Raw genomic sequence first — 23481 nt, 5'->3', positions numbered from 1 at the left:
GGCTACTTCCCGCTCGACCGGGAGGTTCTCGACGGCGCGGCGGCGCTGCTGCACATCGGTGACGGCGCGCAGGTCGCGGCGGCCGCGGCCGAGGCGGCGGCGTCGGAGGCAGCCGGGGGCTGAGGGGCGGCCGCCGGGCCCGGGTAGGCGGCCCGAAGATGGGAGAGCAGGGCGGCGGCCGGCGGCTCGGCCGGCCGCTCGCCCGGCCAGGCCAGCGCGATCCGCACCAGCGGAACGGGATCGGCCAGCGGGCGCACCCGTAGCCCCGGGACCGCGCCCGGGTCCGGCAGGACGGCCACACCCAGCCCGTGTGCGGCGAGATCCGCCAACTGCGGTGGTGCGGCGGCCTCGACGCCGACGGCCGGACTCGCGCCGGCCTCGGCCAGGGCGTGCTCCAGCGCCGTTCGCATGCCGGTGCCGCGCGGGGTGCTGACCAGGGCGTGTCCGGCCAGTGCGGCGACCGGGAGGGCATTGTCCCGGACGGCGTCACCCGGGACGGTCGAGAGCGGGTGGTGCGTGGGGCAGGCCGCGACCAGCGGCACCTCCAGCACGGTGTGCAGGCCGAGACCGACCAGTGTCGTCCAGCCGTCGTCGCCCTCGCGTCCGCTCGCGGCGGTGGGCAGGCCGATCACGGCGAGGTCCAGCCGCCCGTCGCGCAGGGCGGCGAGCATCCCCGCGGTGGTGTCCTCGGTCAGCGAGAAGTCGATGCCGGGGTGCTCCTGGCGGAACGCGGCCAGCGTGGTGGCCAGGCCGGGAAACGTGCCCAGCTCGGGCGGCGGGGTGAACGCCGCCCCGGCGACCATGCCCAGCCGTACGTGCCCGCGCCGCAGCCCGTCGAACTCCCGCGCCGTCCGCCGGGCCGCGGCGGCGGAGGCGAGCGCCGCCCGGGCGTGCGGCAGCACCGCCTCGCCGGCCGGGGTGAGGCGTACGGTGCGGCCCGAGCGGTCGAGCAGCCGGTGCCCCAACTCGCGCTCCAGCTGCCGGATCTGGGAACTGACGCCGGGCTGGGTCAGGTGCAGCAGCTGCGCGGCCCGGGTGAAGCTGCCGTGCTGGGCGACGGTGACGAAGTACTGGAGCTGCCGCAGTTCCATAACTCATGATCATAGGCGGCAGAACATCCCGGTCTTGGACGGGCGTGCGGATCCGGCCGCAGGCTGGACGCATGGAGAGCGTGCCGAAGAGCAGCGTGCGGAAGAACGCCGTGCCGAATGACGCCGTGCCGAATGACGCGGTGCCCGAGAACAGCGTGCCCAGGATCGCCGGCCCCGAGATCGCCGTGTCCGAGAACGGCGTGCCCGGGAACGGCCTGCCGCGGCGCAGTGAGCCGACGGCCCCGGATGCCGGGCGGCTCGACTGGATCCGCGAACAGATCGCGGCCGAGCGCCGTGAACTCGCCGAGGTGTTCGCCGCCCTCGCCCCGGAGCAGTGGAACGCGCCCTCGCTGTGCGAGGGTTGGCGAGTGCGAGAGGTCGTCGCGCACATGAGCACCGGCTTCCGGCACTCGACGGCGCGCACGCTTTTGGAACTCGGGCGCTCCGGTGGCAACGTCCACCGCATGGCCGACCGGATCGCCCGACGCGATGCCGCCGCCCTGACCGTGCGCGAACTCGCCTCCACCCTGGCCGAGCACGCCGACCACCCCTGGCGCCCGCCGGTCGGCGGCCGGATCGCGGCCCTGGCGCACGATGCCGTCCACGGCCTCGACATCACCGTGGCGCTCGGTCTGCCCGCCCGGCTGCCCGTGGCGCGCACCACCGCGCTGCTGGACGCCGTCACCCCCCGTAGCCTCCGGTTCTTCGGGGCGCGGCTCGACGGAGTCCGGTTGGTGGCGACGGACGCCGACTGGTCGTACGGGCAGGGCCCGGTCACCGTCGAGGGGCGGGCCGAGCACCTGCTGCTGGTGACGTACGGGCGCCGCGTGCCGGAGGGGCTGCTCGCCGGGTCGGGGGCCGGGCGGTTCGCCTTGGGCGGATGAGCGGGAGGCGGCGGCCGCGGCCACGGGTCAGCGGGAGGCCAGCCACTCGGGGATCTCGGCGAGCTCCAGCCAGCCCCCGCGCGGGTCGTCGGCGGCGGGGTTGACGTGCGAGCCCCGGTAGATCCGCGGCGCGGGCGCGGTTTCGAGGCCGCCGTCGTCGCCGTCGTCGGCGAACAGCAGTCGGGTGGCGAAGATGGACACCGGATTCTCCTCCGGGGAGCGGCGACGGGAGTCCCCGAAGCCTGGCGACGGGAGTCCCCCGAGCCTAGGGGCGCTCCCCACTGCCGTCATGCGAGTTCCGGGCGCCCGTGACTACGATCGGAAGAAGCCCTTCCGGATGGTGGTGAGACGGAAGCCAGGTCGCCGATGCCCCCGAGGTCCGTGCAGTGGCCGCCGTACGTGCGGGTCGCGCCGTGGTTGTTGATCATCGGTGGGCTGGTGTGGAACTCACTGGATCCGTCCGACTACTGGGGCGATCCGCTGTTGGCGGCGGCGGCCGTGCTGTCCGGGGCGCTGCTGACCCTGCGCGACACGATCGCGGTCGGGGTGGCCAATGTGACCGGGATCCTGGTGCTGTCCACCCAGGACGCCTCGATCGGGACCGGCGACGGCTACCTGGAGCTGGTGAACACGGCCTTCGCGGCCCTGCTCGGGGTCGGGGTGAACCGGGTGGTGGCCCGGCAGGGGCGGCGCCTGGAGCGGGTGCGGTCGGTGGCGGAGGCGGCGCAGCGGGCGGTGCTGCCGGAGCCGCCGGGACGGGTGGGCGAGCTGTCCGTCGCGGCCTGCTACCAGGCCGCCTACGACGAGGCACTGATCGGCGGGGACGCCTACGCCCTGCAGGCCACCCCGTACGGCGTGCGCGCGCTGATCGCGGACGTCCGGGGCAAGGGCCTGCACGCGGTGGGCGCGGTCTCGGTGCTGCTGGGGGCCTTCCGGGAGGACTCGCACCGGGTGCCGGACCTGGCGGCGCTCGCGGACGCGCTGGAGGCCTCGCTGCTTCGGGAGGCGGACCAGCTGAGCGAGGAGCTGCGCCTGGAGGGGTTCATCACGGCGCTGCTGGTGGAGTTCCCTCCGGGCGAGGGGGTCGTGCGCACGCTCGACTGCGGGCACCCCGGTCCGTACCTGCTGGGTCCGGGCCAGTCCGTGCCGAGTCGGGGCCCGTCCTTGCGGTCCGTCGTCCCGGACCTGTCGACCGCTGATCCCGACCCGCCCGACCCGCCCGGCCCGCCGGACCGGCGGGATACCTGCCGGTACCCGCGGAGCGGCGAGCCGGCGGTGCGGCGGCTGGACGCGGCCGACCCGGGGCTGCCCCTGGGTATGGGCGTGCTGGGGGTGGCCCGGCCCGCGCCGGAGAGCCGGCCCTTCCCGCCCGGGTACACGCTGCTGCTGGTGACCGACGGGGTGACCGAGGCCCGGGACGGGGCGGGCGAGTTCTACGACCCGGTGCTCGGGCTGGCTCCGCTGGGCCCGTTCGCCGGCCCGGGCGCGGTGCTGGACGCGCTGGTGGCGGACGTCGAGCGCTGGGTCGGCGGGCCGCGGGACGACGACATGGCCGTCCTCGCGATCACCCGCCGGGCGGACGGCTGAGGAGCGGGCGCGGCGACACCTGTCGTGCCCCATTCCACGGTTGCCCACAGTCACGCGGATATCACGATGAGGTGACGGCGGGGCGGTACTCCACAGGATCCGGCCAAGTTGACTGGTGCCGTCCGGTGGCCGGAATGGCCGTGTCCGAATACCGGACGACGGAATGGACGGTCGGCGCCGGCGGTGGCCCGCACGCCCCTCGGCCGGTGCCGCCTTGGCCGACCGGTGGTGCCGCTCTCGCGGCCGGCCCATAAGGGGGCGTAAGAGACGCGCAAGAGGCGGTCGGGGGAGTGGCGGGATCCGGCCGAGCTGCGGTTCGTCCGGAAACGGACCTGGTGCTTGCCCCGTGTCGAATGGGTGACCGAGAGTCGAATCGATGAACGAGATGCCTAGCCCCCGCCAGGCCCGTCTGCTCGGCCACCGCGACTTCCGGCTCCTCTTGACCGGCGCCGCAGCCGCCCAGACGGGCAGTCAGGTCACCCTGGTCGCGTTGCCCTTGGTGGCGGTGGTGGTGCTGGACGCCACCCCGTTCGAGGTGGGTCTGCTGACCGCCGCCGAGACCGCCGCCTTCCTGCTCGTCGGCCTGCCGGCCGGAGCCTGGCTGGACCGGATGCGCAAGCTGCCGGTGCTGATCCGGGCCGACGTCGTGCGCTGCCTGGCGGTGGGGTCGATCCCGCCCGCCGCGGCGCTCGGGGTGCTGACCATGCCGCAGCTATACCTGGTCGCGCTGGTCACCGGGGTCGCGACGGTGTTCTTCGACGTCGCCCACCAGTCCTTCCTGCCCGCCGTCCTGCCGCGCGAGCAACTGGTCGGCGGCAACGGGGCGCTGGAGACGGTCCGCTCCTCGGCGCAGATCGCCGGGCCCGGCCTAGGCGGCGGGCTGGTCCAGCTGCTCGGCGCGCCGCTCGCCATCGTGGCCGACGCCTGCGGCTACCTGGCCTCCGCGCTGCTGCTCGCCCGGATCAGGGTCGAGGAGCCGCGGCCGGAACCGGCACCCGGCCGCTCGCTGCGCGCCGAGGTGGGGGAGGGCGTCCGGTTCGTGCTCGGGCACCCGCTGCTGCGGGCGATCGCGACCGCCACCGCCGTGTCCAACCTGTTCGCCGCCGTCCTGATGGCCGTGCAGACGGTCTTCTGGGTACGGGTGCTCGACCTGTCGCCGGGAGCCATCGGCGTGCTGCTGTCGACCTCCGCCGTCGGCGGGCTGGCCGGCGCGCTGTGCGCGGGCCACCTGGCGCGGTGGGTCGGGCAGGCCCGGCTGATCTGGCTGTCCACGGTGGTGACGGCGCCGTTCGCGGTGCTGTGGCCGCTGTCCGGCGGCGGCGCGGCCGTGGTGCTGTTCGGCCTCGCCTCCGGGGTGGTGCTGTTCGGCGCGGTCGCCTACAACGTCGCCCAGGTCAGCTTCCGGCAGAGCGTCTGCCCGCCCGAACTGCTCGGCCGGATGAACGCCACCATGCGCTTCCTGGTCTGGGGCACGCTGCCGATCGGCGCGCTGGGCGGCGGGATCGTCGCCGACGCGGCCGGGCCGCGTGCCGCGCTGTGGCTCTGCGCGGTCGGGTTCCTGCTGGTGCCCGTGCCGCTGCTGCTGTCGCCGCTGCGGCGGATGCGCGAGCTGCCGGGCGCCGGCGCGCCGGGTGCCGAGGGGGCGCCCGGCGAGGCGACCGCCCCCGCCGGGGAGACCGCCGCCGTGGACGAGGCCCCCGGGGAAACCGCCACCGCCCGGGAGAACGCCGCCGTGAACGACGCCACCGGGGCGACCGCTGCCGCCGGGCCCGCCGTCGAGCAGATCGCCGCGAGCCCCACCACCCACTGACCCACCCCTGACCTGCCGAGCCGCGACCGGAAACCGGAGACCGTTCCCGTGCACGCCAGCATCACCTCCGCCTACCTCACCCGGTACCGCTCCGCCGCCGCCCGATCCCCGGTGGAGCTGCTCCCGCTGACCGGAGCCCAGCGGCGGTTCCTGATCACCCGCCGACTCGCGCCGCTCCGCCGCTCCGACGTCGTCCCGCTGTTCTTCGCCTACCCGCGTGGCACCCTCGACCAGGACCGCCTGGCCCGCGCCGCCACCGCGGTCGCCGCCCGTCACCCCGCGCTGTGCGGCGGCTTCGCGGCCGTGCGCGGCACACCCGTCCTGCGGGTCGGCGGCCCCTCCGCCGAGGCCGCCCGGGTCGCCGTCGCCCCCGGCGGCACGGCCCGCGAGGCGCTGCGCGAAGCCCTGCTGGACTGGCCCGCCGACGGGCCCGCGCTGCGCCTGCTGTTCGCCCACGAGCCTGACGGCGAGGAGGAGTTGCTGGCCCTCGCGCTGGACCACGCGGCCTGCGACGAGCAGTCCCTCGGGGTGCTCACCGCCGAACTCAGCCGGGCGTACGAGACGGACGAACCGGCGGCGGCCGGGCCCGATCCGCAGGCCCTGGCCGACTACCGCCAGGCCGTGGAGCTCCAACTGGCCACCGAGGACGCCGCCGGCGGGCCCGCCGCGCAGGCCCACTGGGGCCGCCGGCTGGGCGGACTGACCGGGGCGGGCGGCGGCGCGGCAGCGTCCACCGGGATGCTCACCGAGCGGCTGCCCGCCGCCGAGGGCGCCGCGCGCAGCGGCGTCTTCCCGGCCCTGCTGGACGCCGTCGGCGTCGCCGCGCACCGGCTGCACCGGGCGCACCGGACCTACCCGGGGGATGGAGCGCTCGCGCTCGGCTACCCGTGGGGCGGCCGGCCGGCCGGCGCGCCCGCCGCGCTCGGCTGCTTCCTCAACACCCTGGTGCACCCGGCCGGTCCGACCGCCACGAGCGACCCGGACGCCCTCGCCGACGCCTGGTGGGACGACCTCGACCACGCCGGGACCCCGTTCGACGAGGTGGTCCGCGCCGCCCGTACCGCCGGGGCGCCGTGGTCGGGAGCCCTGGACGCCATGCTCACCCTGGAGGACCTGCACCGCCGCCCGCCGCTGGTGCTCGGCGGCACGCCCGGCCGGGAAACCCACCTGGCCGGACGCCCGCTCGCCGCACCGCTCGCCGTCTCCGCCTCGCACGGCGACGACCTGCTGATCCGACTCGCCTGGGACAGCGACCGCTTCCCCGAGGCGGACGCCCACGTCGCCTTCGACGACCTGCTCGCCGTGCTGCGGCAGCACCTGCGGGCCCGGCCGCTCCTGCACACCCACGCCTGAGCCGCCACGCCCGAGCACCCGCACCCGAGCACCCGCACCCGAACGCGCGTGCCCCGAGAGGGCTTCGCGCCTCCCGTACCCCGGGCCCCCACCCGCCCGACCTCCCGCGCCCACCCCGCGGGCCCGAACTCCCACACCGGATCCGCCTCGCCGGATCCACCGCGCCCGGACGCGCGTGCCCCGACGGGCACGGGTGCCCGGCCGCCCCGCCCCGCGGCGCACCGACACCCCGGTGCGCCCCGGGCCACCCGGCCGCAGCGGGACCACCCCACACCCGCTCCCGGCCACCGCAGTGCCGACAAAGCCCACCACACAAGGGAACCGCCCATGTTCGCACTCTCTCCGTCGCAGGAGATCGTCTGGCTGCACGAGCAGATGCTGCCGGGAAGCCGCGCCTACAACTTCACCGCCGTCCTCGACCTGTGGGGCACCCTCGACCGGGACGCGCTGCACGCCGGTCTGGGCGCCGTCCTGGACCACCACCCGGGCCTGCGCCTGGAGTTGGTGCCCACGCCGGAGGGGCTGCCCGGCCAGCGGGTCGCCGAAGGGTGCCGCCCGGAACTGCGCCACAGCGACTTCACCGCCGAGGAGGACCCGGAGGCGGCCTTCCGCCGGCTGCTGGCCGCCGAGGCCGAGGAGCCGGTCGACACCGAGCGGGCGCCGGTGCTGCGCTGGCACCTGGTCCGGCTCGCCGAGGACCACCACCGGCTGATCCACGTCGAGCACCACCTCGTCCACGACGGCCACTCCTTCGCGATCCTGCTGCGCGACCTGTTCACCGTCTACCGCGCCCGCGTCCTCGGCGAGCCCTACGAGCTGCCCGCCGCGCCCTCGTACGAGGACCACGCGCGGACCGCCGCCGACGTCTCCCGCGAGCGCGCCCTCGACTTCTGGACCAGCGAGCTGACCGACGCGCCGCGCGAGGTCACCCTGCCCGGCCTGGCCCGGCCGGGCGTCGAGCGCCGCCACCGCGGCGGCCAGCTGCGCCAGGCGATCGGCGCCGACCTGGCCGAGCGGCTGCGCGAGCGCAGCACGGCGGACGGCCACACCCCGTTCAGCACCCTGCTCGCGCTGCTCGCCGAACTGCTGCGCCGGCACAGCGGCCACCGCGAGATGGTGATCGGCACGGCCGTCGGCAACCGCCCGGAGGGCTTCGAGGGCACCGTCGGCATGTTCGTGAACACCGTGCCGCTGCGCCTGCGGCTCGACCTCGCCGCGTCCGGCACCGACGCCGTCGACGAGGCGACCGACGTCCTGATGCGCGCGCTGCCCTACCAGGACCTTCCGGTGCAGGAGCTGACCCGCCGTCTGGGCCTGCACACCAGCGGCGCCGACAACCCGCTGTGGAACGTGATGTTCAGCGCGCACGACGCCGCGCTCCCGGACGTTCAGGCGCCCGGGCTGGAGGTCTCGCTGTACGAGGGCTTCAACACCGGCACCACCCGCTTCGACCTCGACCTGGTGCTGCTGCCGGACGACCGCCGGGTGGTCGGCGAGAAGCACGGCGCCGCCGGGATGACCCTGGTCTGGGACTACGACGCGGACCTGTTCCGCGAGTCCGAGGCCGTGCTGCTCTCCGAGCGGCTGCTGGAGCTGCTGCGCTGCTACCTCGACCGTCCGCAGGCGCCGATCGCCGAGCTGGCCCCCGCGTCCGAGGCCGCGCCCGAAGCCGTGTCCGAGGCCGAGGCCGGGTCCGACGCCACGCCGGCCGGAGCCGCGCGGACGGACACCGCGTGGGCGGGCGCCGCGCCCGCCGGCGCACCGGCCCTGCTCGACCCGGCCGCCGCCCACGACCCGACCGCACTCGCCCTGCTGGCCGGCAGCGAACGGATCAGCTACGGCGAACTCGACCGCCGCGTCACCGAGTTGGTCGAGCGACTGCGCGCCGCCGGGGTCATGCCCGGCCAGCCGGTGGCCACCGTCCTGCCACGCGGCACCGACAGCGTGGTCGCCCTGCTCGCCTGCCTGCGCCTCGGCGCCGTCCACGCGCCGCTGTCCACCGAGGACCCGGCGGCCCGGCTCGGGCTGCTGCTGGAGCGGCTGAGCCCGGCGCTCGTCCTGGCCACCCGGCAGAGCGCCCTCGCGCTGCCCGCCGAGGGCGTCACCCCGGCACTGCTGGACGGCCCGGCCTTCCCGAAGGCCGAGCCCGCCGCCGTCCTGGACGGCGCCGCGTACCTGATCCACACCTCCGGCTCCACCGGCGTGCCCAAGCCCGTGCAGGTCGGCCGCGAGGCGCTCGCCGGGTACGTCGCCGCGATCGCCGCCCGCTACGAACTCACCCCCGCCGACCGCGTGCTGCTGTTCGCCCGGCCGTCCTTCGACGTGGCGCTGGAGGAGGTGCTGCCCGCCCTCGCCGTCGGCGCCGCCCTGGTCGTGCCGCAGCGCGAGGTGCCCACCGGGCCCGAGCTGGTGGCCGTCCTGGCCGCCCGCGGCGTCACCGTCGCCAACCTGCCGACCAGCTACCTGCTGGCCGTCCGCGAGGACCTGCGCGAGGCGCTGCGCGACGGCCGCTGGACGCCCCGGCTGCTCGTCCTCGGCGGCGAGCGCCTGCCCGCACGGGCGCTCACCGACCTCGCCGGGGCCACCACCGTGCTGAACGCCTACGGCGTCACCGAGGCCACCGTCACCTCCACCGTCCACGAGGTGACCGCCGCCGACGTCGCCGCGGACGGCGAGATCCCGCTCGGCACCGAGCTGGACGGCGTACGGATGCACGTCCTGGACGACACGCTGCGCCCGCTCCCGGCCGGCTGCGTCGGCGAACTCGTGGTCGGCGGGGCGATGGTGGCCGACGGCTACCCCGGGCTGCCGGAACCGACCGCCGCCCGCTTCGTCACCGTCCCCGCGCTCGACGGCGCCCGGGTCTACCGCACCGGCGACCGCGGCTACCGCGACCTGGAGGGCCGGCTCCGCTTCCTCGGCCGCGCCGACAACCAGGTCAAGCTGCGCGGCCACCGGATCGAGCTGGAGGAGATCGAGGCCGCCGCCTCGGCCGAACTCGGCGGCCGGTCCTGCGCCGTGGTGCTGCACACCGACCCGCAGAACGGCCCCCGCCTGATCGGCTTCCTGGAGGGCGCCGAGCGCCCCGACCAGGCCGCCCTGCACGACGCGCTCGCCCGCCGGCTGCCCGGCGGACTCGTCCCGGCGACCTGGACCGCCGTCGCGGCGATGCCCACCCTGCCCGGCGGCAAGCCCGACCGCGCCGCCCTCGCCCGGCTCGCCGACGAGAGCGCCGACCAGGCCGCCGAGGCTCCCGCCGCGCCGAGCACCTTCGCCGACCCCGGCCAGGAGCTGATCGCCGCCGCCTGGCGCGCCGTGCTCGGCCACGACCGCTTCACCGCGGACTCGCACTTCTTCGAGGTCGGCGGCCACTCGCTGCTCGCCGCCGAGCTCGCCGCCCAGCTGGAACCGCACCTCGGCAGCCGCCCGCCGCTGCGCACCCTGTTCCGCCACGCCGTCCTGGCCGACCAGGCCCGCGTCCTCACCGGAGGAGAGAAGTGACCGCCCCCTCCGCCGTCCTGGAGGACGGCCACCGCGAGATCGTCGAGGCCTTCGAGAGCTTCGTGCGCCGCGAACTCGTCCCGCTGGCCGCCGAGTTGCCGGAGACCGCCGACCAGGTGCCCGGCGACCTGCGCACCTACGTCCGCAAGCGCTCCGCCGCGCTCGGCTTCTACGCGGGCGACTACCCCGAGGAACTCGGCGGCTCCGGCATGCCCTTCACCGCCGTCGTCCTGCTGCACCACGCCGCCGGGCGCAGCGGCTGCGTCCTCGCACCGTACGCCCTGGCCGGCTCGGACGGCCCCAGCCCGCTGCTGCGCAACGGCACCCCCGAGCAGGTCGAGCGCCACCTGATCCCGCTGGTGCGCGGCGAGCAGACCCGCTGCCTCGCCCTCACCGAGCCGCACGCCGGCTCCGACGCCTTCCGGCTCACCACCACCGCGGTGCGCGAGGGCGACCGGTGGGTGCTGAACGGCCGCAAGACCTTCGTCAGCAACGCCGAGCACGCCGGGATCGCGCTGGTCGTCGCCGCCACCGACTTCGGCGACGGCGCCGGCCCCACCGGCGGCTCCACCGCCTTCGTGCTGCCGATGGACCAGCCCGGACTGCGCATCGGCCAGCGCTACGAGGGCATGTCCGGAGAGCCGCTGTTCGAGCTGCTGCTCGACCGGGTCACCGTCGGCCCGGAGGCCGTGATCGGCGGCGAGGAGGGTGTCGGCGCGGCCACCGCCCTCGCCATCGACAGCCTCTCCCGCGGCCGCCTGGTGGTCGCCGCGATGTGCAACGGCATCGCCGAGTACGCGCTGCGCGTCGGCGTCGAGTACGCCAAGGACCGGCGCGCCTTCGGCCGGGTGATCGGCGAGTACCAGCACGTCCAGGAGCACCTGGTGTCCACCCGGGCCGAGGTCGAGGCCTCCAAGCTGCTCACCCTCGCCTGCGCCCGGCTGGTCGACGAGGGCACCGAGTCGCCCGAGAACGCCGCGCTCGCCAAGCTCACCGCCTCCGAGACCGCCGTGCGCGCGGTGGACCGCTCGCTCCAGGTGCACGGCGCCACCGGCTGGGTGCGCGGCCACCCGCTGGAGTTCCTGTACCGCTACGTGCGGATGACCACGATCATCGAGGGCACCTCCGAGGTGCAGAAGGTGATCATCGCCCGTTCCATGGGCCTGAACTGACGGCTCGTCATGACTTTGGAGACCACGATGGATTCCCCGAGCATCGGATACGGCCGTCCGCACCAGGACGGCGCGGTCCTCGACCTGTTCACCACCTGGGCGCACCGCACCCCGGGCGCCCCGGCCCTGATCGACGGCGAACGGACCTACAGCTACGCCGAACTCGACCACCTCGCCGACAGAACCGCCGAGGCCCTGCGCGACAGGGTCGGCCCCGGTGACCTCCTCGGCGTCTGCCTCGGCCACTCGGTGGACCTGGTGGCCGTCACCCTGGCCGCCGCCAAGCTCGGCGCCGTCCACCTGCCGCTCGGCCCGCGCCCCGGCGAGCACCGGCTGCGGGCCGTCGCCGAGCAGCTGCGCCCGGCCTGCCTGATCGGCGAGCCGGACCTGCTGCCGCCCGGCGGCGACCGGCTGCCGCTGGACCTGCCCACCGGCGGCGTGGTGGCCGCCCTGGCCCCCGGCGAGCAGGTACGCGTCCCCGCCGGCACCCACTACGCGGTGCTCACCTCCGGCTCCACCGGCACCCCGAAGGCCGTCGCTGTCACCGAGCCCGCGCTCGGCGCGCTGCTGCACTGGTACCGCGAACTGACCGGCCTCGGCCCCGGCGAGCGGCACAGCCTGCTCATCGGCGTCGCCTTCGACCCGCACGTGATGGAGCTGTGGGCCGGCCTCACCTCCGGCGCCGCCCTGGTCGTCGCCCCCGAGGCCGTCCGCTGGGATTCCGGCGCGCTCACCGACTGGTGGTGCGAGGCCGGCATCACCGTGGCCGTGCTGCCCACCCCGCTGGCCGAACCCGTCCTGGGCCGGCCCTGGCCCGCCGGCTCGGCGCTGCGCCACCTCACCATCGGCGGCGACCGGCTGCGCCGCGCCCCCGGGCCGGACGTCACCGCGGCCGTGCACAACGCCTACGGCCCCGCCGAGGCCACCGTCACCACCACCGTGCACACCATGGCCCCCGGCGTCGACCACGGCGCCGGCGCCCCGCCGATCGGGCTGCCGATCCCGGGCGCGGTCGTGCTGGTCACCGACGAGGACGGCCGGCCGGTGCCGCGCGGCGTCGCCGGAGAGCTGCGGATCGGCGGCCGGGGCCTGGCCGCCGGGTACCTCGACCCGGAGCTGACCGCCCGCCGCTTCGTCGGCGCGCCCGAGGGCGTGGACGGCACCGACCGGGTCTACCGCACCGGCGACCGGGTCGTCATGCGCCCCGACGAGGTGCTGGAGTTCCACGGCCGCCTGGACGACCAGGTCAAGGTCAGCGGCGTGCGGATCGAACCCGCCGAGGTCGAGGCCGCGTTCGAGCGCGACCCGCGGGTGCGCCGGGCGGTGGTCGCCGCCCAACAGGCGCCCACCGGCGTCCGGCTGCTCGCCTTCGTCCAGCCCGAGGACGGCGCGCCCGGCGCGGACGGCGGTGCCGACCCCGGGCGGCTGCTCGACGCCGTCCGGCCCTGGCTGCCCGAGCAGGCCGTCCCGTCGGCCGTCCGGCTGGTGGAGCGCTACCCGCTGGACGCCAACGGCAAGGTCGACCGCCATGCGCTGCTGGCCGCCGAACAGCCGGAGCCGGTCGGCGAGGAGGGCGACACCCCCGTCGAGCGCACCGTGCTCAAGCTCTGCCGCGAGCTGATCGGCCGCGCCGACCTCGGGCCCGCCGACAACTTCCTGGCCTCGGGCGGCAACTCGCTCGCGGCCGCACGACTGCTGGAGTCGCTGGAGAGCGAGTACGGGATCCGGCTGCGCGCGCCCCTGGTGCTGCGCCAGCCGGACCTGCGGGCCGTCGCCCGACTGGTCGAGGAACGGGTGGCCGCCTCGGCCGCGACCGCCTGAGCCCCGACCGACTCCGCCCGCACCTCCTCACTGGGGCGCCCCGGCCCTGCCGCCGGGGCGCCCGGAAGGGAACCACCATGACCACCGCGACCCTGCCCGCGCTGATCGCCCGGCAGGCCGAACGGCAGCCCGACGCGCTCGCCGTGACCGACGGCTCCACCATCCTCACCTACCGCGAACTCGTCGACGCCGCAGCGCAGTTGTCCGCCGTGCTGACCGCCCGGGGGATCGGCCCCGGCAGCGCCGTCGGCCTGCTCTGCGCCCGCTCCACCCGCCTGGTCGTCGCCCAGCTCGCGATCTGGCGCACCGGCGCCCACGTCCTGCCGCTCGACCCCGCCTACCCGCGCCCGCGCATCGCCGAGATGACCTCCGACGCCGGTGTGCGGCTCGTCCTCGGCGACAAGGCCCTGCTCGCCGAAGCCGGGCTCACCGAGGAGCAGACCCTCGTCCTGACCGACCACGGCACCGACACCACCGGGCCGGTGACGCCCGACGCCGCCGACCCGGCCGCGCCCGCCCTGGTGTTCTACACCTCCGGCTCCACCGGCCGCGCCAAGGGCGTGCTCGTCCCGCACGGCGCCGTCGCCGACCTGGTCACCGCCCCGGACGCCATCGCCCTCGGCCCGCGCGACCGCGTGCTCTTCCACTCCGCCGTCACCTTCGACGCCTCCACCTTCGAACTGTGGGCCCCGCTGGCCCGCGGCGCCGCCGTCGCCGTCTCCCCGGCCGACCGGCCCACCGCCGAGGAACTCGGCCGCGACGTCGAGCGGTTCGGCGTCACCACCCTGCTGCTCACCAGCGCGCTCTTCCACCACCTGGCCGCCCGGCAGTCCCGGATCTTCGGCGTGCTGCGCACCGTGGCTGTCGGCGGCGAGGTGCTGTCGCCCGAGCACGCGGGCGCCGTGCTGCGCGCCTTCCCGTGGCTCGAACTGGTCAACGTCTACGGGCCCACCGAGGCGACCACCTTCACCACCCTGCACCGGGTCACCCGGGCCGACTGCGCCGGCGCCATCCCGATCGGCCGGACGTTCGGCGGGGCCCGCGCCCTGGTCCTGGACGAGCAGCTCGCCCCGGTGCCGCCTGGCACCGTCGGCGAACTGTGGATCGCCGGGGACCGCCTCGCCCAGGGCTACCTGAACCGCCCCGAGCTGACCGCCGAGCGCTTCCGCGAGCTGCCCGGCGTCGGACGCGCCTACCGGAGCGGCGACCTCGCCCGCCGACTCCCCGACGGCACCCTGGAGTTCCACGGCCGGACGGACGAGCAGGTCAAGCTGCGCGGCTTCCGGATCGAACCGGGCGAGGTCGAACACGCACTGCTGCAGCTCCCCGAGGTCGCCGAGGCGGCGGTCGTCGTCCGCCGGGCCGGGCAGACCGACGCCGCCCTCACCGCCTGCCTCGTCCTCACCGAGGGCGCCGGCCAGGCCGTCGACACGCTGCGCGCCCGGCTCGCCGAGCGGCTGCCCGCCCACCTGGTGCCCACCGCGTGGACCGTGCTCGACGCCCTGCCGCTGACCGGCACCGGCAAGGTGGACCGGCGGGCGCTGGCCGCCGACGAACCGGCCGGGCAGCGCCCCTCCGGGGCCGGCGCGCTCACCCCGATCCAGCAGGTCGTCGCCGAGGCCTGGAGCCGCGGCCTGGAACGCCCGATCACCGACCCGGCCGCCGACTTCCTCGCCGAGGGCGGCCACTCGCTGCTCGCCATGTGGGTCGTGGACGACCTGCGCGAGGACCTCGGGGTCGAGCTGTCGCTCGCCGACTTCCTCGGCCACCCGACCGTCGCCGGACAGGCGGAACTGCTCGAACGAGCGCTGCGCCAAGCCGACGGGCCGGACGGCGCCGGGGATCCGGCGGCCCCCGAGGGCCCGGCCGGCTCGGACGACACCCCGGGAGCGGGCCGATGAGCGCCGTGGACCAGGCCGACCTGCTGCGCCGCGCCCGCAGCCGGCGCAGCGCCACCGCCACCCCGCCGCAGGGCCCGGCCGTGCCCGACGACGGGCCGGCCCCGCTCTCGCACGCCCAGCAGCGCATGTGGCTGATGGACCACCTCGGCCAGGGCGGCGCCCTCTACAACGTCCCGATCGCCGCCCGGCTGCGCGGCCCGCTCGACCGGGCCGCTCTCGCCGCCGCGATCACCGGGCTGACCGAGCGGCACGCCGTCCTGCGCACCCGCTACCCGCGCCGGGGCGAACAGCCGTACCAGCAGGTCGACCCGGTGGTGCCGGTGCCGCTGCCGGTCGTGGACGCGGGGACGGACGCCGCCGCCTCGGACCGGCTCGCCGCCGAGGCCGCCAGGCCCTTCGACCTCGCGGCCGGCCCGGTGCTGCGCGCCCTGCTGCTGCGGCACGCGCCGGAGGACCACACGCTGGTGCTGACGATCCATCACATCGCTGTCGACGCCGGATCGTTGCCCGTGCTGGCCGCCGACCTGGCCGCGCTCTACGCCGCCGCACGCGACGGCGCGGCTCCCGAACTGCCGCCCCCCGGACCGTCGTACGCCGAGTACGCCCGCCAGGAGCGCGCCCGGGACGCCGAACTCACCGCCGCCGCCGACACCCTCGCCGCCCGGCTGGCCGGAGCCCGTCCGCCGGCGCTGCTGCGGCCCGTCCCGCCCGGGGCCCGCGAGCGCCGAGCCGTGCTGCACGCCGCCCCGCTGGACCCCGCCGTCCTGGACGGCCTGCGTAGCCTCGGCGCCCGGCACGGGGCCACGCTGTTCACCGTCGTCCTGGCCGCCGCGTTCGCCGCCCTGCGGGCCGCCACGGGGCAGGGCAACGACCTCGTCCTCGGGTGCGCCAGCGGCCACCGGGCCAGGCCCGACCTGCGGCACACCGTCGGCCTCGCGGTCAACACCCTTGCCGTACGGGTCGATCCGGCCGGGCGCCCGTCGTTCGCGGACCCGTCGTTCGCGGACCCGACGTTCGCGGAGCTGCTGACGGCGGTGCGCGGCGAACTGCTCGACGCCCAGCGGCACCACGACGTGCCCTTCGACCTCGTGGTCGAGCGGCTCGGCGCGGCCGCCCGGGGCGCGGACGGCACCCCGCTGCTGTCGGTCAGCTGCGACCTCGTCCAGCCCGTCGCCCCGCTGACACTCCCGGGCCTGGAATCCGAGAGCGTCGAACTCGACCTGGGGCTGGCCAAGTTCGGCCTGGCATTGCTCGTGGAGGACGGCCCGGCGCCGCGCTGCCTGGTGCAGCACGACCGGGACGCGCTGGACGCGACCACCGCCGGACGGCTGCTCGACGCCTTCGCCGCACTGCTCGGGGCCGTGGCCCAGGAGGCGGACCGGCCCCTGTCCGAGCTGCCCGGCAGCCTGCTGGTCGCCGCCGAACACCCGGTGGTGGCAGGCCTGCTGGCCGATCCCGGGGTGGTCGAGGCGGCCGTGGTCGAGAGCGCGGACGGCCCGTCAGTCGCCTACGCGGTGGTCCGCGGACCGGTCGCCCCGAACGGCGCCCAGCTGCGGGCGGCCCTGCGCCGACACCTCCCGGCCGCCGAACTCCCGCTCGCGGTCACGCTGCTGGACCGGATCCCCCGGCACCCCGACGGCACCCCCGACCGCGGCCGGCTCCCCGGCGCGACCGGGGACCGCCGGACGGGCGAGGGCCGGGCCGGGGAGGGTGCGGCCGCGGACGGCCCGATCGACACCGTCCGTACGGCCTTCGGCGAACTGCTCGGCACCACCCCGCCCGCCGACGGCGACTTCTTCGCCCTCGGCGGCCACTCCCTGGTCGCCGTCCAGCTCGCCGAACGCCTGCGCGCCCGCACCGGGCTGCCGCTCACCGGCCTCGACATCCTGGAGCAGCGCACCCCGCGCGCCCTCGCCGCCGTACTGGCCGCCCGGGAGGACGAGCGCCGCGCCGCCCAGGCCAGGACCGGCACCCGCCCGCGCACCCGCCCCCGCACCGGCACCGTCCTGCTCACCGGCGCGACCGGCGGGGTCGGTGCGGCCGTCCTGCAGGAGCTGATCGCCCAGGGCAGGCCGGTGCGCGTCCTGGTCCGGCCCGAGTCCGCGCACCTGCCCGCGCTGAACGGCGCCGAGGTGGCGGAGGGCGACCTCGCCGACGCGGACAGCCTGCGGAACGCCGTCGAGGGCGTGGACGCCGTGATCCACTCCGCGTGCACCTTCACCGACCACGCCACCGACCTCGCCGCGATGCGCGCCCTGGTGGACGGCTGGCGGGGCGGCCCGTTCGTCTTCGTCAGCAGCATCGACGCGTACGGCCGCCCCGAGGGCACCGAGGTCCCCGAGGGCGCTCCGAGCGGTACGGCGGTCACCCCGTACGGGCAGGCCAAGCTGGACTGCGAGCGCATCCTGTTCGACACCGCCGCCACCGGCCGCGGACCGGTCACCGCCGTGCGCGCCCCGATCGTCTGGGGCCCGCACCACCGCCTGCGCGACCAACTCCGCTGGGGCTCCACCGGCGAGCTCTACCAGGCCGCCCTGGCCGGCCGGCCCATCCGCCTGCCGGAGGACGAGGGCTGGTACGGCGCCTCCTGGGTGCACGCCGCGGCCCTGGCCCGCGCGCTCGCCGCCTGCGCCGTCCCGGAGCACCCGGCGGCCGGGCGGGTCGTCAACGCGGTGAGCGGGCACGTCTCCTGGGCGGACTTCACGGCCGAACTGGTGCGCCTGCTCGGCTCCGCCAGCCCGCTCACCGTCGGCCCCGACGCCGACGCGGAGCTGCGCCGCCCCTGGCGCTACCGAGCCGGGACCCTGGCCGGAGCGCTCACGCCCGAGCCGGGCGAGGACTGGCGGAGCGTGCTGGCGGCCATGGTCGGCTGACGGCCGAGCAGGCTCCGGACGGAGGGGTCCCCGGGCAGCGGACCCCTCCGCCCGGCCACGGCAGCCGTCGGAGTCGCCGAAGTCGCCCATGCTGCCGAGGCCGCCGAAGTCGGCGAAGCCGCTGCTATTCCAGCAGCCACTCGACACCCTCCTGCGGTACCCACGGGAACGGCACCTCGGGCCACCGGGCCGCCGCCCACGCGTCGAGGTCGACCGCGAGGACGGCGGCCACGAACTCCGCGGGCGGCCGGTAGCCGTGGGCGGTGACGTAGTGGGTGATCAGGAACGGCGCCGCGTAGGCGGTCGACGGCGCACCCGGGATCCGCAGTTCGCCGTTGCCCTCCGGCCCCTCGTCCGGGCAGAGGTCGCACTCGTGGACCCCGAGGCAGACGTTCATCCACTGCACCCGCTGGACGGCCGCCAGCTTCTCCACGAACCCGGCGGGTACGTCCCCGGTCGGGTACGGCTCGCCCTGCTGCAGCCAGCCGACGTTCAAGCGGGTGTACGCGGGCCGGTACCAGAGCGCGTAGAACCCGGACTGCGGGTCCGTGAACGAGTCGTCGGCACTGTAGGTGTACTCGGTCAGATCTTCGTAGAACACCGACGAATCATGCCCGATCGGCCCCGCTCACCCGATGGTCACCACCCTGGCCCACTCCGGCGGGGCCTCCGGCCGGTAGTCCGGGTCGGACTCGTCGTAGCTGCTGGGGCGAGGGAAGAGGCCGACGACGGTACGGCAGGGCGGGGCGGTGGACGGCCACGGGGTCTGACCGTCGGTCAGCACCACCACGACGTCCGGCCGGGGAGTCGAGCCCAGGGCCGCGCGGAAGCCGGTGCGCAGGTCCGTGCCACCGCCGCCGATCAGCGGGATGCCCGCCGACCGGCACACCGAGTGCACGGCCTGGGGAGCCGCGTCGCACGGCACCACCGTGACCTGGTCACGGCGGCCGCCGACCGCCCGCGCGATCGCCGCGACCTCCAGCAGCGCGCTGCCCAGCTCGTCGTCCGAGACCGACCCGGAGGTGTCGATCACCACCGCCACCCGGGGCGGCCGCCGCCGCAGGCTCGGCAGCACCACGCCCGGCACCCCGGCCGAACGGCGGGCGGGGCGGCCGTAGCTGTAGTCCTCGCCGGCGCCCGGACCGGAGACCGCCGAGCGCATCGTCGCCCCCAGCAACTGCCGCCACGGCTGCGGTGGGTGGAACGCCTCCTCGGCCCAGCGCCGCCAGCCCGCCGGGGCGTGCCCGGGGCGGCCCCGGATCCCCTCGGCGACCCGGAAGCGGACGGCGTCGCGCTCCTGCGCGCTCAAACCGTGGGCACCGTCGGGGCCCAACTCCCAGGGGCGGTCGGTGCCGTCGGCGCCGCTGCCGCAGTCCAGCCAGGCCGCGTCCAGGTCGCGCGGGTGGAACCGGTAGGCGCGCAGGTACTCCTCCATCAGGAGGCCCTCCGGCAGCAGCAGGCGTGCCGGCCGCAGCGCCCCGGCCGGCTCGACCAGACCGTCCCCGTACACGTCGTCGTTGATCTCGCAGTCGGCGGCGATGTTCGTGCGCAGCTGCGCCGCCGGGCCCTTCAGGCCGAGCTCGCGGGCGATCCGGTCGCTGCGCCCGTGGTGGTCCCGCAGCAGGTGGGAGACCTCGTGCACCCAGACGCCGGCCAGTTCCTCCACCGGCGTGCGGTCGACGAAGACCGGCGAGGCGTAGCAGCGCCAGTACTTGTCCACGGCCATCGTCGGCACCTCCCGCGACTCCACCAGGTGCAGCGCGAACAGGGCCGTCGACAGGTACGGCCGGGCGCGGGCGGCCTGCAGCCGGGCGGCGTACAGCTTCTCGACGTCCAGCCTCTCGGCGTCCAGCCTCTCGGCGTCCAGCCTCTCGGCGTCCAGCCTCTCGGCGTACGGCTTCGCGGCGTACGGCTTCGCGGTGACCGGCCTCCTGGGGTGCGGAGGTCCGGGACGGGGCTTCCCGGCGCCCGACGTACCAGTGCCCGGCAGAGCCATGCCCGGCTTCCCGGCGCCCGCCTTGTCCGCGTCCGGCGCGGCAGCCGTACTCATCGGCCCGCCTTCTCCGCCACCCGGGCGGCGGCGCGGTCGGCCCGGCGGGAGAGCGCCAGCGCCGGGGCCAGCCGCTCGATCGCCTCCGGCACGTCCCAGTCCTCCCGCCGCAGCGAGGCGAGCGTGGTGGCCGGGACGACCACCAGGTCCGGCGCGCCGGTCTCCAGCGCCCGGGCCAGCAGCGCCCAGGCCGAGTCCCAGCGCTGACGGTCCGGCCGGTTGCGCACCGCCGCGACCACGCCGTCCAGCACCGCCTGGCGCAGGTCCCCGCGCTCGGGCAGTTCCGCGCCCGCCGGGTCGGCGAGCAGGTCCTCCGGGTCGGGCAGGTCCATCCGGTCCATGCTCGCCATCAGCTCCAGCCCCGGGCCGTCGCCGACGGTGCCGCGGACCAGCAGCGACAGCACCTCGCGCTCGGACCCGGCCGCGGTCGCGAAGGCGATCAGCCGCAGCGCCATGTCCCAGCTGCGCGGGGACGGCCAGGCGCCGCCGCGCCGGGTCTCGGTGGTGGGCAGCCGGTGCACCAGCTCCGGGCGGGCGGTCAGCAGCCCGCACACCGCGCGCCGCGCGTGTGCGACGGCCGCCGGAAGTGCCTGCGGGTCGAGCCGGGGCAGGGTGGCCACCGGCCAGACCCCGCCGAGGCCGCGCACCACCACCTCGTGGTCGTGCACCCACTGCAGGTGGACGAAGCGGTTCGCCAGCGGCGGGCTCAGCTCCCAGCCGTCGGCCGCCGAGGCGCGCGGGTTGGCGGCGGCCACGATCCGGACGCCCGGCGGGAGCCGGAGCGTGCCGATGCGGCGCTCCAGGACCACCCGGAGCAGCGCGGCCTGGACGGCGGGCGGCGCGGTGGACAGCTCGTCCAGGAACAGCAGCCCGCGCCCGGCGCGCACCAGCCGCACCGCCCAGTCCGGCGGGGCCATCGGCACGCCCTGGTGTGCCGGGTCGTCGCCGACGACGGGCAGCCCGGAGAAGTCGGAGGGCTCGTGGACGCTGGCGATCACCGTGGTCAGCGGCAGTTCCAGCGCCTCGGCGAGCTGGTTGATCGCGGCGGTCTTGCCGATGCCGGGCTCGCCCCAGAGCAGCACGGGCAGGTCGGCGGCCACGGCCAGGGTGAGGGCTTCCAGCTGGGTGTCGGCGCGCGGTTCGGTGGCGGTGTCGTCGAGCAGGTCGAGCAGCCGGCGGGCGACGTCGAGCCGCGAGGGTTCGCGCTGCGCGGCCTCGGGGCGGTCGGCTTCGCGCTGCGAGGCCTCGGGGGTGGGTGCGGGCACGGTCATGGTCATGGTCACGGGTGATCACCTGAGGGGTCACGTGCGGAACGGTCCCGGCGGGTGCCGGTGCCGGTCCGGGAGTCAGCGGAGGGTGGCGAGGCGCGGGTGGGCGCGGTAGGCGAAGTGGCGCGGCCGCGGCCGGTAGGCGTCGTCGTACGCGGGCGTGCGGTACGTCGGGGAGCGGTGGTCGAGCGGGTAGGTCAGGCCGTCGCGGACCAGGCCCGTCCGGTAGAGGCCGTATGCGATTCGGCGGTGGGCGGCGGCCGCCAGCTCGTCCCGCAGCGGGCCGTCGCGCAGCACCGCCTCCGGGCCGAGCAGGTGCTCGACGACGGCCAGCGCCCCGGCGGTGTCGCCGTGGTCCAACCGTTCGCGGACACCGGCCAGTTCGTGCGGACGGCGGTGCGCCAGGTCGACGGCGACCAGGCAGGGCAGCGGGCGGCCGGACAGGTCGGCCAGCAGCTCCTCGCGGCGCAGTTGGGCCGGATCGTGGTCGAGCGGGGCGAGTGCCCCGTCGACCAGGCCGATCCGGTGCCACTCCCCGCGGCAGTCCACCAGCCGCTCGGGCGCGGGCCCTGCCGACGGGCCCGTCCGGGGCGGCGTCCGGGACGGGTGCCCGGGTACCAACGCGGCCGCCACCAGCGGATGCAGGCGGTCCGGCTCGATCGCGCCCCGGCGGAGCAGATCGAGGTCGGGCGGCACCCAGGTCGCGGCGTCGGGCAGCAGCGGCAGCCCCGAGGTGCCCCCGGTGGCGCCGGTGGTGGACCCGTCCGGCCCGAGGAGCAACCGCCGCCGCCCGAGCCGTACGACCACGGGCAGGTCGGGGCGCCCGTCGGCCCGACGCAGCAGGGCGGCCTCGGCGGCCCACCGGTCGACGGCGTGCCGCTCCCCGGGATCGCCGACGCCCGTGTCAGGACGGCCGGTTGGCGCACCCGACCCGGCCCGTTCGGCCAGCTCCCCGCTGCGCCCGGCGTCCCAGAGGTGCCGGTGCAGGTCGTAGCGGAAACGGCGGCTCGGGCGCGGGTGCGGGTGGAGCGGGAGGCCGTCGCCGCCGGACCCGTCCCAGAGCGCGAGGGCGATCCGCTGGCCGTACTCCGCCCAGGCGGGCGGCGTCCGGACCACCAGGTGCACCGGCCGCTCGCCCGGGTAGCGGGCCAGGGCCATGGTGAGCCCGGGCCGCAGCAGCCCGTCGGGCGCGGATCGCGGCAGGTGCCAGCGCAGCAAGTCCGGTGCGAGGCAGCGGAGATCGGCGCGCACCCGGTCGGCGAGCTCCCGGCCGTGGAGACGCGCGACGTCCCCGAGGCGGAAGTCGACCTCGACGTTGGCGGCTGCGCACGCCCCGGCCCAGTCGCCGGCCAGGCGGCGGGCGGTGGCGGCTTCGATCATGGAGGGCGGCACGGCGTACTCGCGTACGCGCCGCCAGAAGGAGATGCGGGAGTCGTTCCCGTTCGCGGTGGAAGTGAGCATCAGCACTCACTCTTCGCGGACGGGACCCCCATTCTGTGATCAGCGTGAGTGGTCATCGCCGGGGAGCATAGCGCCCCCGGCGGCCCGCCCGCCACAGCATTTCGACGTGCCGCCGCCGGACGGCTCAAGGGCCGGTGGAAGGCCGGTCGAGGCGGGTGGTTCGTGACGGCTTGGGTGTGTTCTGGTGGTGGACGGAGAAGGCGCGGCCCCGGACGGACGGGGCCGGGCGGGGCAGCGCGAGGGCGTGTCGGGCGCGTAGACGCTCGCGCATGGAGCTGAGTGCGGAGGCTATGGTTCGCCGGCCCGGAGTGGCATTGACTGGTGGACACAAGGACGGACGCGAAGGCCGCGGGATCCGGGGCCCGTCCGACCGATCCGACTGGTTTCTACTCCGAGCGAGGGTGATCGTGATGGCTGGTGTGGTGGATCTTTCGACGGATGCCGGTGTCGTGCTGGTGGTCGGTGGTACCGGGAAGACGGGTCGGCGGGTGGCGGACCGGCTGGCTGCGCGTGGGTACGGGGTGCGGGTGGGTTCGCGTTCGGGTGCGGTGCCGTTCGACTGGCATGACGAGGGGACGTGGGAGGCGGCGCTGGAGGGTGTGAGCGCGGCGTACCTGACGTACTACCCGGATCTGGCGTTCCCGGGTGCGGTGGAGGCGGTGGGGGCGTTCTCGCGGCTGGCGGCGGCGCGTGGGGTGGGGCGGCTGGT

General features: G+C 76.4%; 15 protein-coding genes and 1 pseudogene. 10 read left to right on the top strand and 6 right to left on the bottom strand.

Annotated features, from left to right (window positions below):
- Window positions 1-2 precede the first annotated feature (2 nt).
- On the bottom strand, window positions 3-1091 hold the full coding sequence (locus ACIGG8_RS41180) for a LysR family transcriptional regulator (protein ID WP_396553702.1): 1089 nt from the start codon (window positions 1089-1091) through the stop codon (window positions 3-5).
- 71 nt (window positions 1092-1162) lie between these two features.
- Here ACIGG8_RS41180 and ACIGG8_RS41175 point away from each other — a divergent pair, with 71 nt between their 5' ends.
- Window positions 1163-1975 carry a maleylpyruvate isomerase family mycothiol-dependent enzyme gene (locus ACIGG8_RS41175; RefSeq protein WP_396553701.1) on the top strand — a complete coding sequence of 271 codons (813 nt, stop codon included), beginning with the start codon at window positions 1163-1165 and terminating at the stop codon, window positions 1973-1975.
- A 27-nt stretch (window positions 1976-2002) separates the two neighbouring features.
- Here ACIGG8_RS41175 and ACIGG8_RS41170 read toward each other — a convergent pair whose 3' ends face one another.
- Entirely contained in the window at window positions 2003-2176 is a 174-nt protein-coding gene (locus ACIGG8_RS41170; RefSeq protein WP_396553700.1) for a hypothetical protein, read from the bottom strand.
- A gap of 165 nt (window positions 2177-2341) precedes the next feature.
- Here ACIGG8_RS41170 and ACIGG8_RS41165 point away from each other — a divergent pair, with 165 nt between their 5' ends.
- The 8 genes from ACIGG8_RS41165 (at window position 2342) to ACIGG8_RS41130 (ending at window position 17993) form a co-directional block, all read left to right on the top strand.
- Window positions 2342-3562 (top strand): PP2C family protein-serine/threonine phosphatase, encoded by a 1221-nt coding sequence (locus ACIGG8_RS41165; RefSeq protein WP_396553699.1) that lies wholly within the window; start codon window positions 2342-2344, stop codon window positions 3560-3562.
- A 376-nt stretch (window positions 3563-3938) separates the two neighbouring features.
- Window positions 3939-5372 (top strand): MFS transporter, encoded by a 1434-nt coding sequence (locus tag ACIGG8_RS41160; protein WP_396553698.1) that lies wholly within the window; start codon window positions 3939-3941, stop codon window positions 5370-5372.
- Window positions 5373-5420: 48 nt separating this feature from the next.
- Window positions 5421-6725, top strand: a complete 1305-nt coding sequence (locus tag ACIGG8_RS41155; RefSeq protein WP_396553697.1) for a non-ribosomal peptide synthetase — start codon at window positions 5421-5423, stop codon at window positions 6723-6725.
- 327 nt (window positions 6726-7052) lie between these two features.
- On the top strand, window positions 7053-10226 hold the full coding sequence (locus ACIGG8_RS41150) for an amino acid adenylation domain-containing protein (RefSeq protein WP_396553696.1): 3174 nt from the start codon (window positions 7053-7055) through the stop codon (window positions 10224-10226).
- On the top strand, window positions 10223-11398 hold the full coding sequence (locus tag ACIGG8_RS41145; RefSeq protein ID WP_396553695.1) for an acyl-CoA dehydrogenase family protein: 1176 nt from the start codon (window positions 10223-10225) through the stop codon (window positions 11396-11398). Before ACIGG8_RS41150 ends, ACIGG8_RS41145 begins: the two co-directional genes overlap by 4 nt.
- A gap of 27 nt (window positions 11399-11425) precedes the next feature.
- Window positions 11426-13219: an AMP-binding protein gene (locus tag ACIGG8_RS41140; protein ID WP_396553694.1), complete on the top strand. Its 1794-nt coding sequence runs from the start codon at window positions 11426-11428 to the stop codon at window positions 13217-13219.
- A 77-nt stretch (window positions 13220-13296) separates the two neighbouring features.
- Window positions 13297-15120, top strand: a complete 1824-nt coding sequence (locus ACIGG8_RS41135) for a non-ribosomal peptide synthetase (protein ID WP_396553693.1) — start codon at window positions 13297-13299, stop codon at window positions 15118-15120.
- On the top strand, window positions 15117-17993 hold the full coding sequence (locus ACIGG8_RS41130) for a condensation domain-containing protein (RefSeq protein WP_396553692.1): 2877 nt from the start codon (window positions 15117-15119) through the stop codon (window positions 17991-17993). Before ACIGG8_RS41135 ends, ACIGG8_RS41130 begins: the two co-directional genes overlap by 4 nt.
- A 124-nt stretch (window positions 17994-18117) precedes the next feature.
- On the opposite strand, the gene ACIGG8_RS41125 is transcribed toward ACIGG8_RS41130, so the two are convergent.
- From ACIGG8_RS41125 to ACIGG8_RS41110, 4 genes are all read right to left on the bottom strand, one after another.
- Complete coding sequence (locus tag ACIGG8_RS41125; RefSeq protein ID WP_396553691.1) at window positions 18118-18594, bottom strand: hypothetical protein; 477 nt, start codon at window positions 18592-18594, stop codon at window positions 18118-18120.
- Between the two features lie 27 nt (window positions 18595-18621).
- Entirely contained in the window at window positions 18622-20043 is a 1422-nt protein-coding gene (locus tag ACIGG8_RS41120) for a VWA-like domain-containing protein (protein WP_396553690.1), read from the bottom strand.
- Entirely contained in the window at window positions 20040-21320 is a 1281-nt protein-coding gene (locus tag ACIGG8_RS41115) for an AAA family ATPase (RefSeq protein ID WP_396553706.1), read from the bottom strand. The genes ACIGG8_RS41120 and ACIGG8_RS41115 overlap by 4 nt, the downstream gene beginning before the upstream one ends.
- Window positions 21321-21389: 69 nt before the next feature.
- The gene (locus ACIGG8_RS41110; protein ID WP_396553689.1) at window positions 21390-22772 is read right to left on the bottom strand and encodes a hypothetical protein; all 1383 of its coding nucleotides are present in this window, start codon (window positions 22770-22772) and stop codon (window positions 21390-21392) included.
- Window positions 22773-23182: 410 nt separating this feature from the next.
- Between ACIGG8_RS41110 and ACIGG8_RS41105 the strand changes: the two are divergent.
- Window positions 23183-23481: pseudogene (locus tag ACIGG8_RS41105) on the top strand (NmrA family transcriptional regulator); the annotation flags it as partial.

Source organism: Kitasatospora sp. NPDC085464 (assembly GCF_044541955.1).
Taxonomy (GTDB): Bacteria; Actinomycetota; Actinomycetes; order Streptomycetales; family Streptomycetaceae; genus Kitasatospora.
Note: the sequence above shows the minus strand (reverse complement) of the source record. Positions and strands in the feature narration are given on the sequence as shown.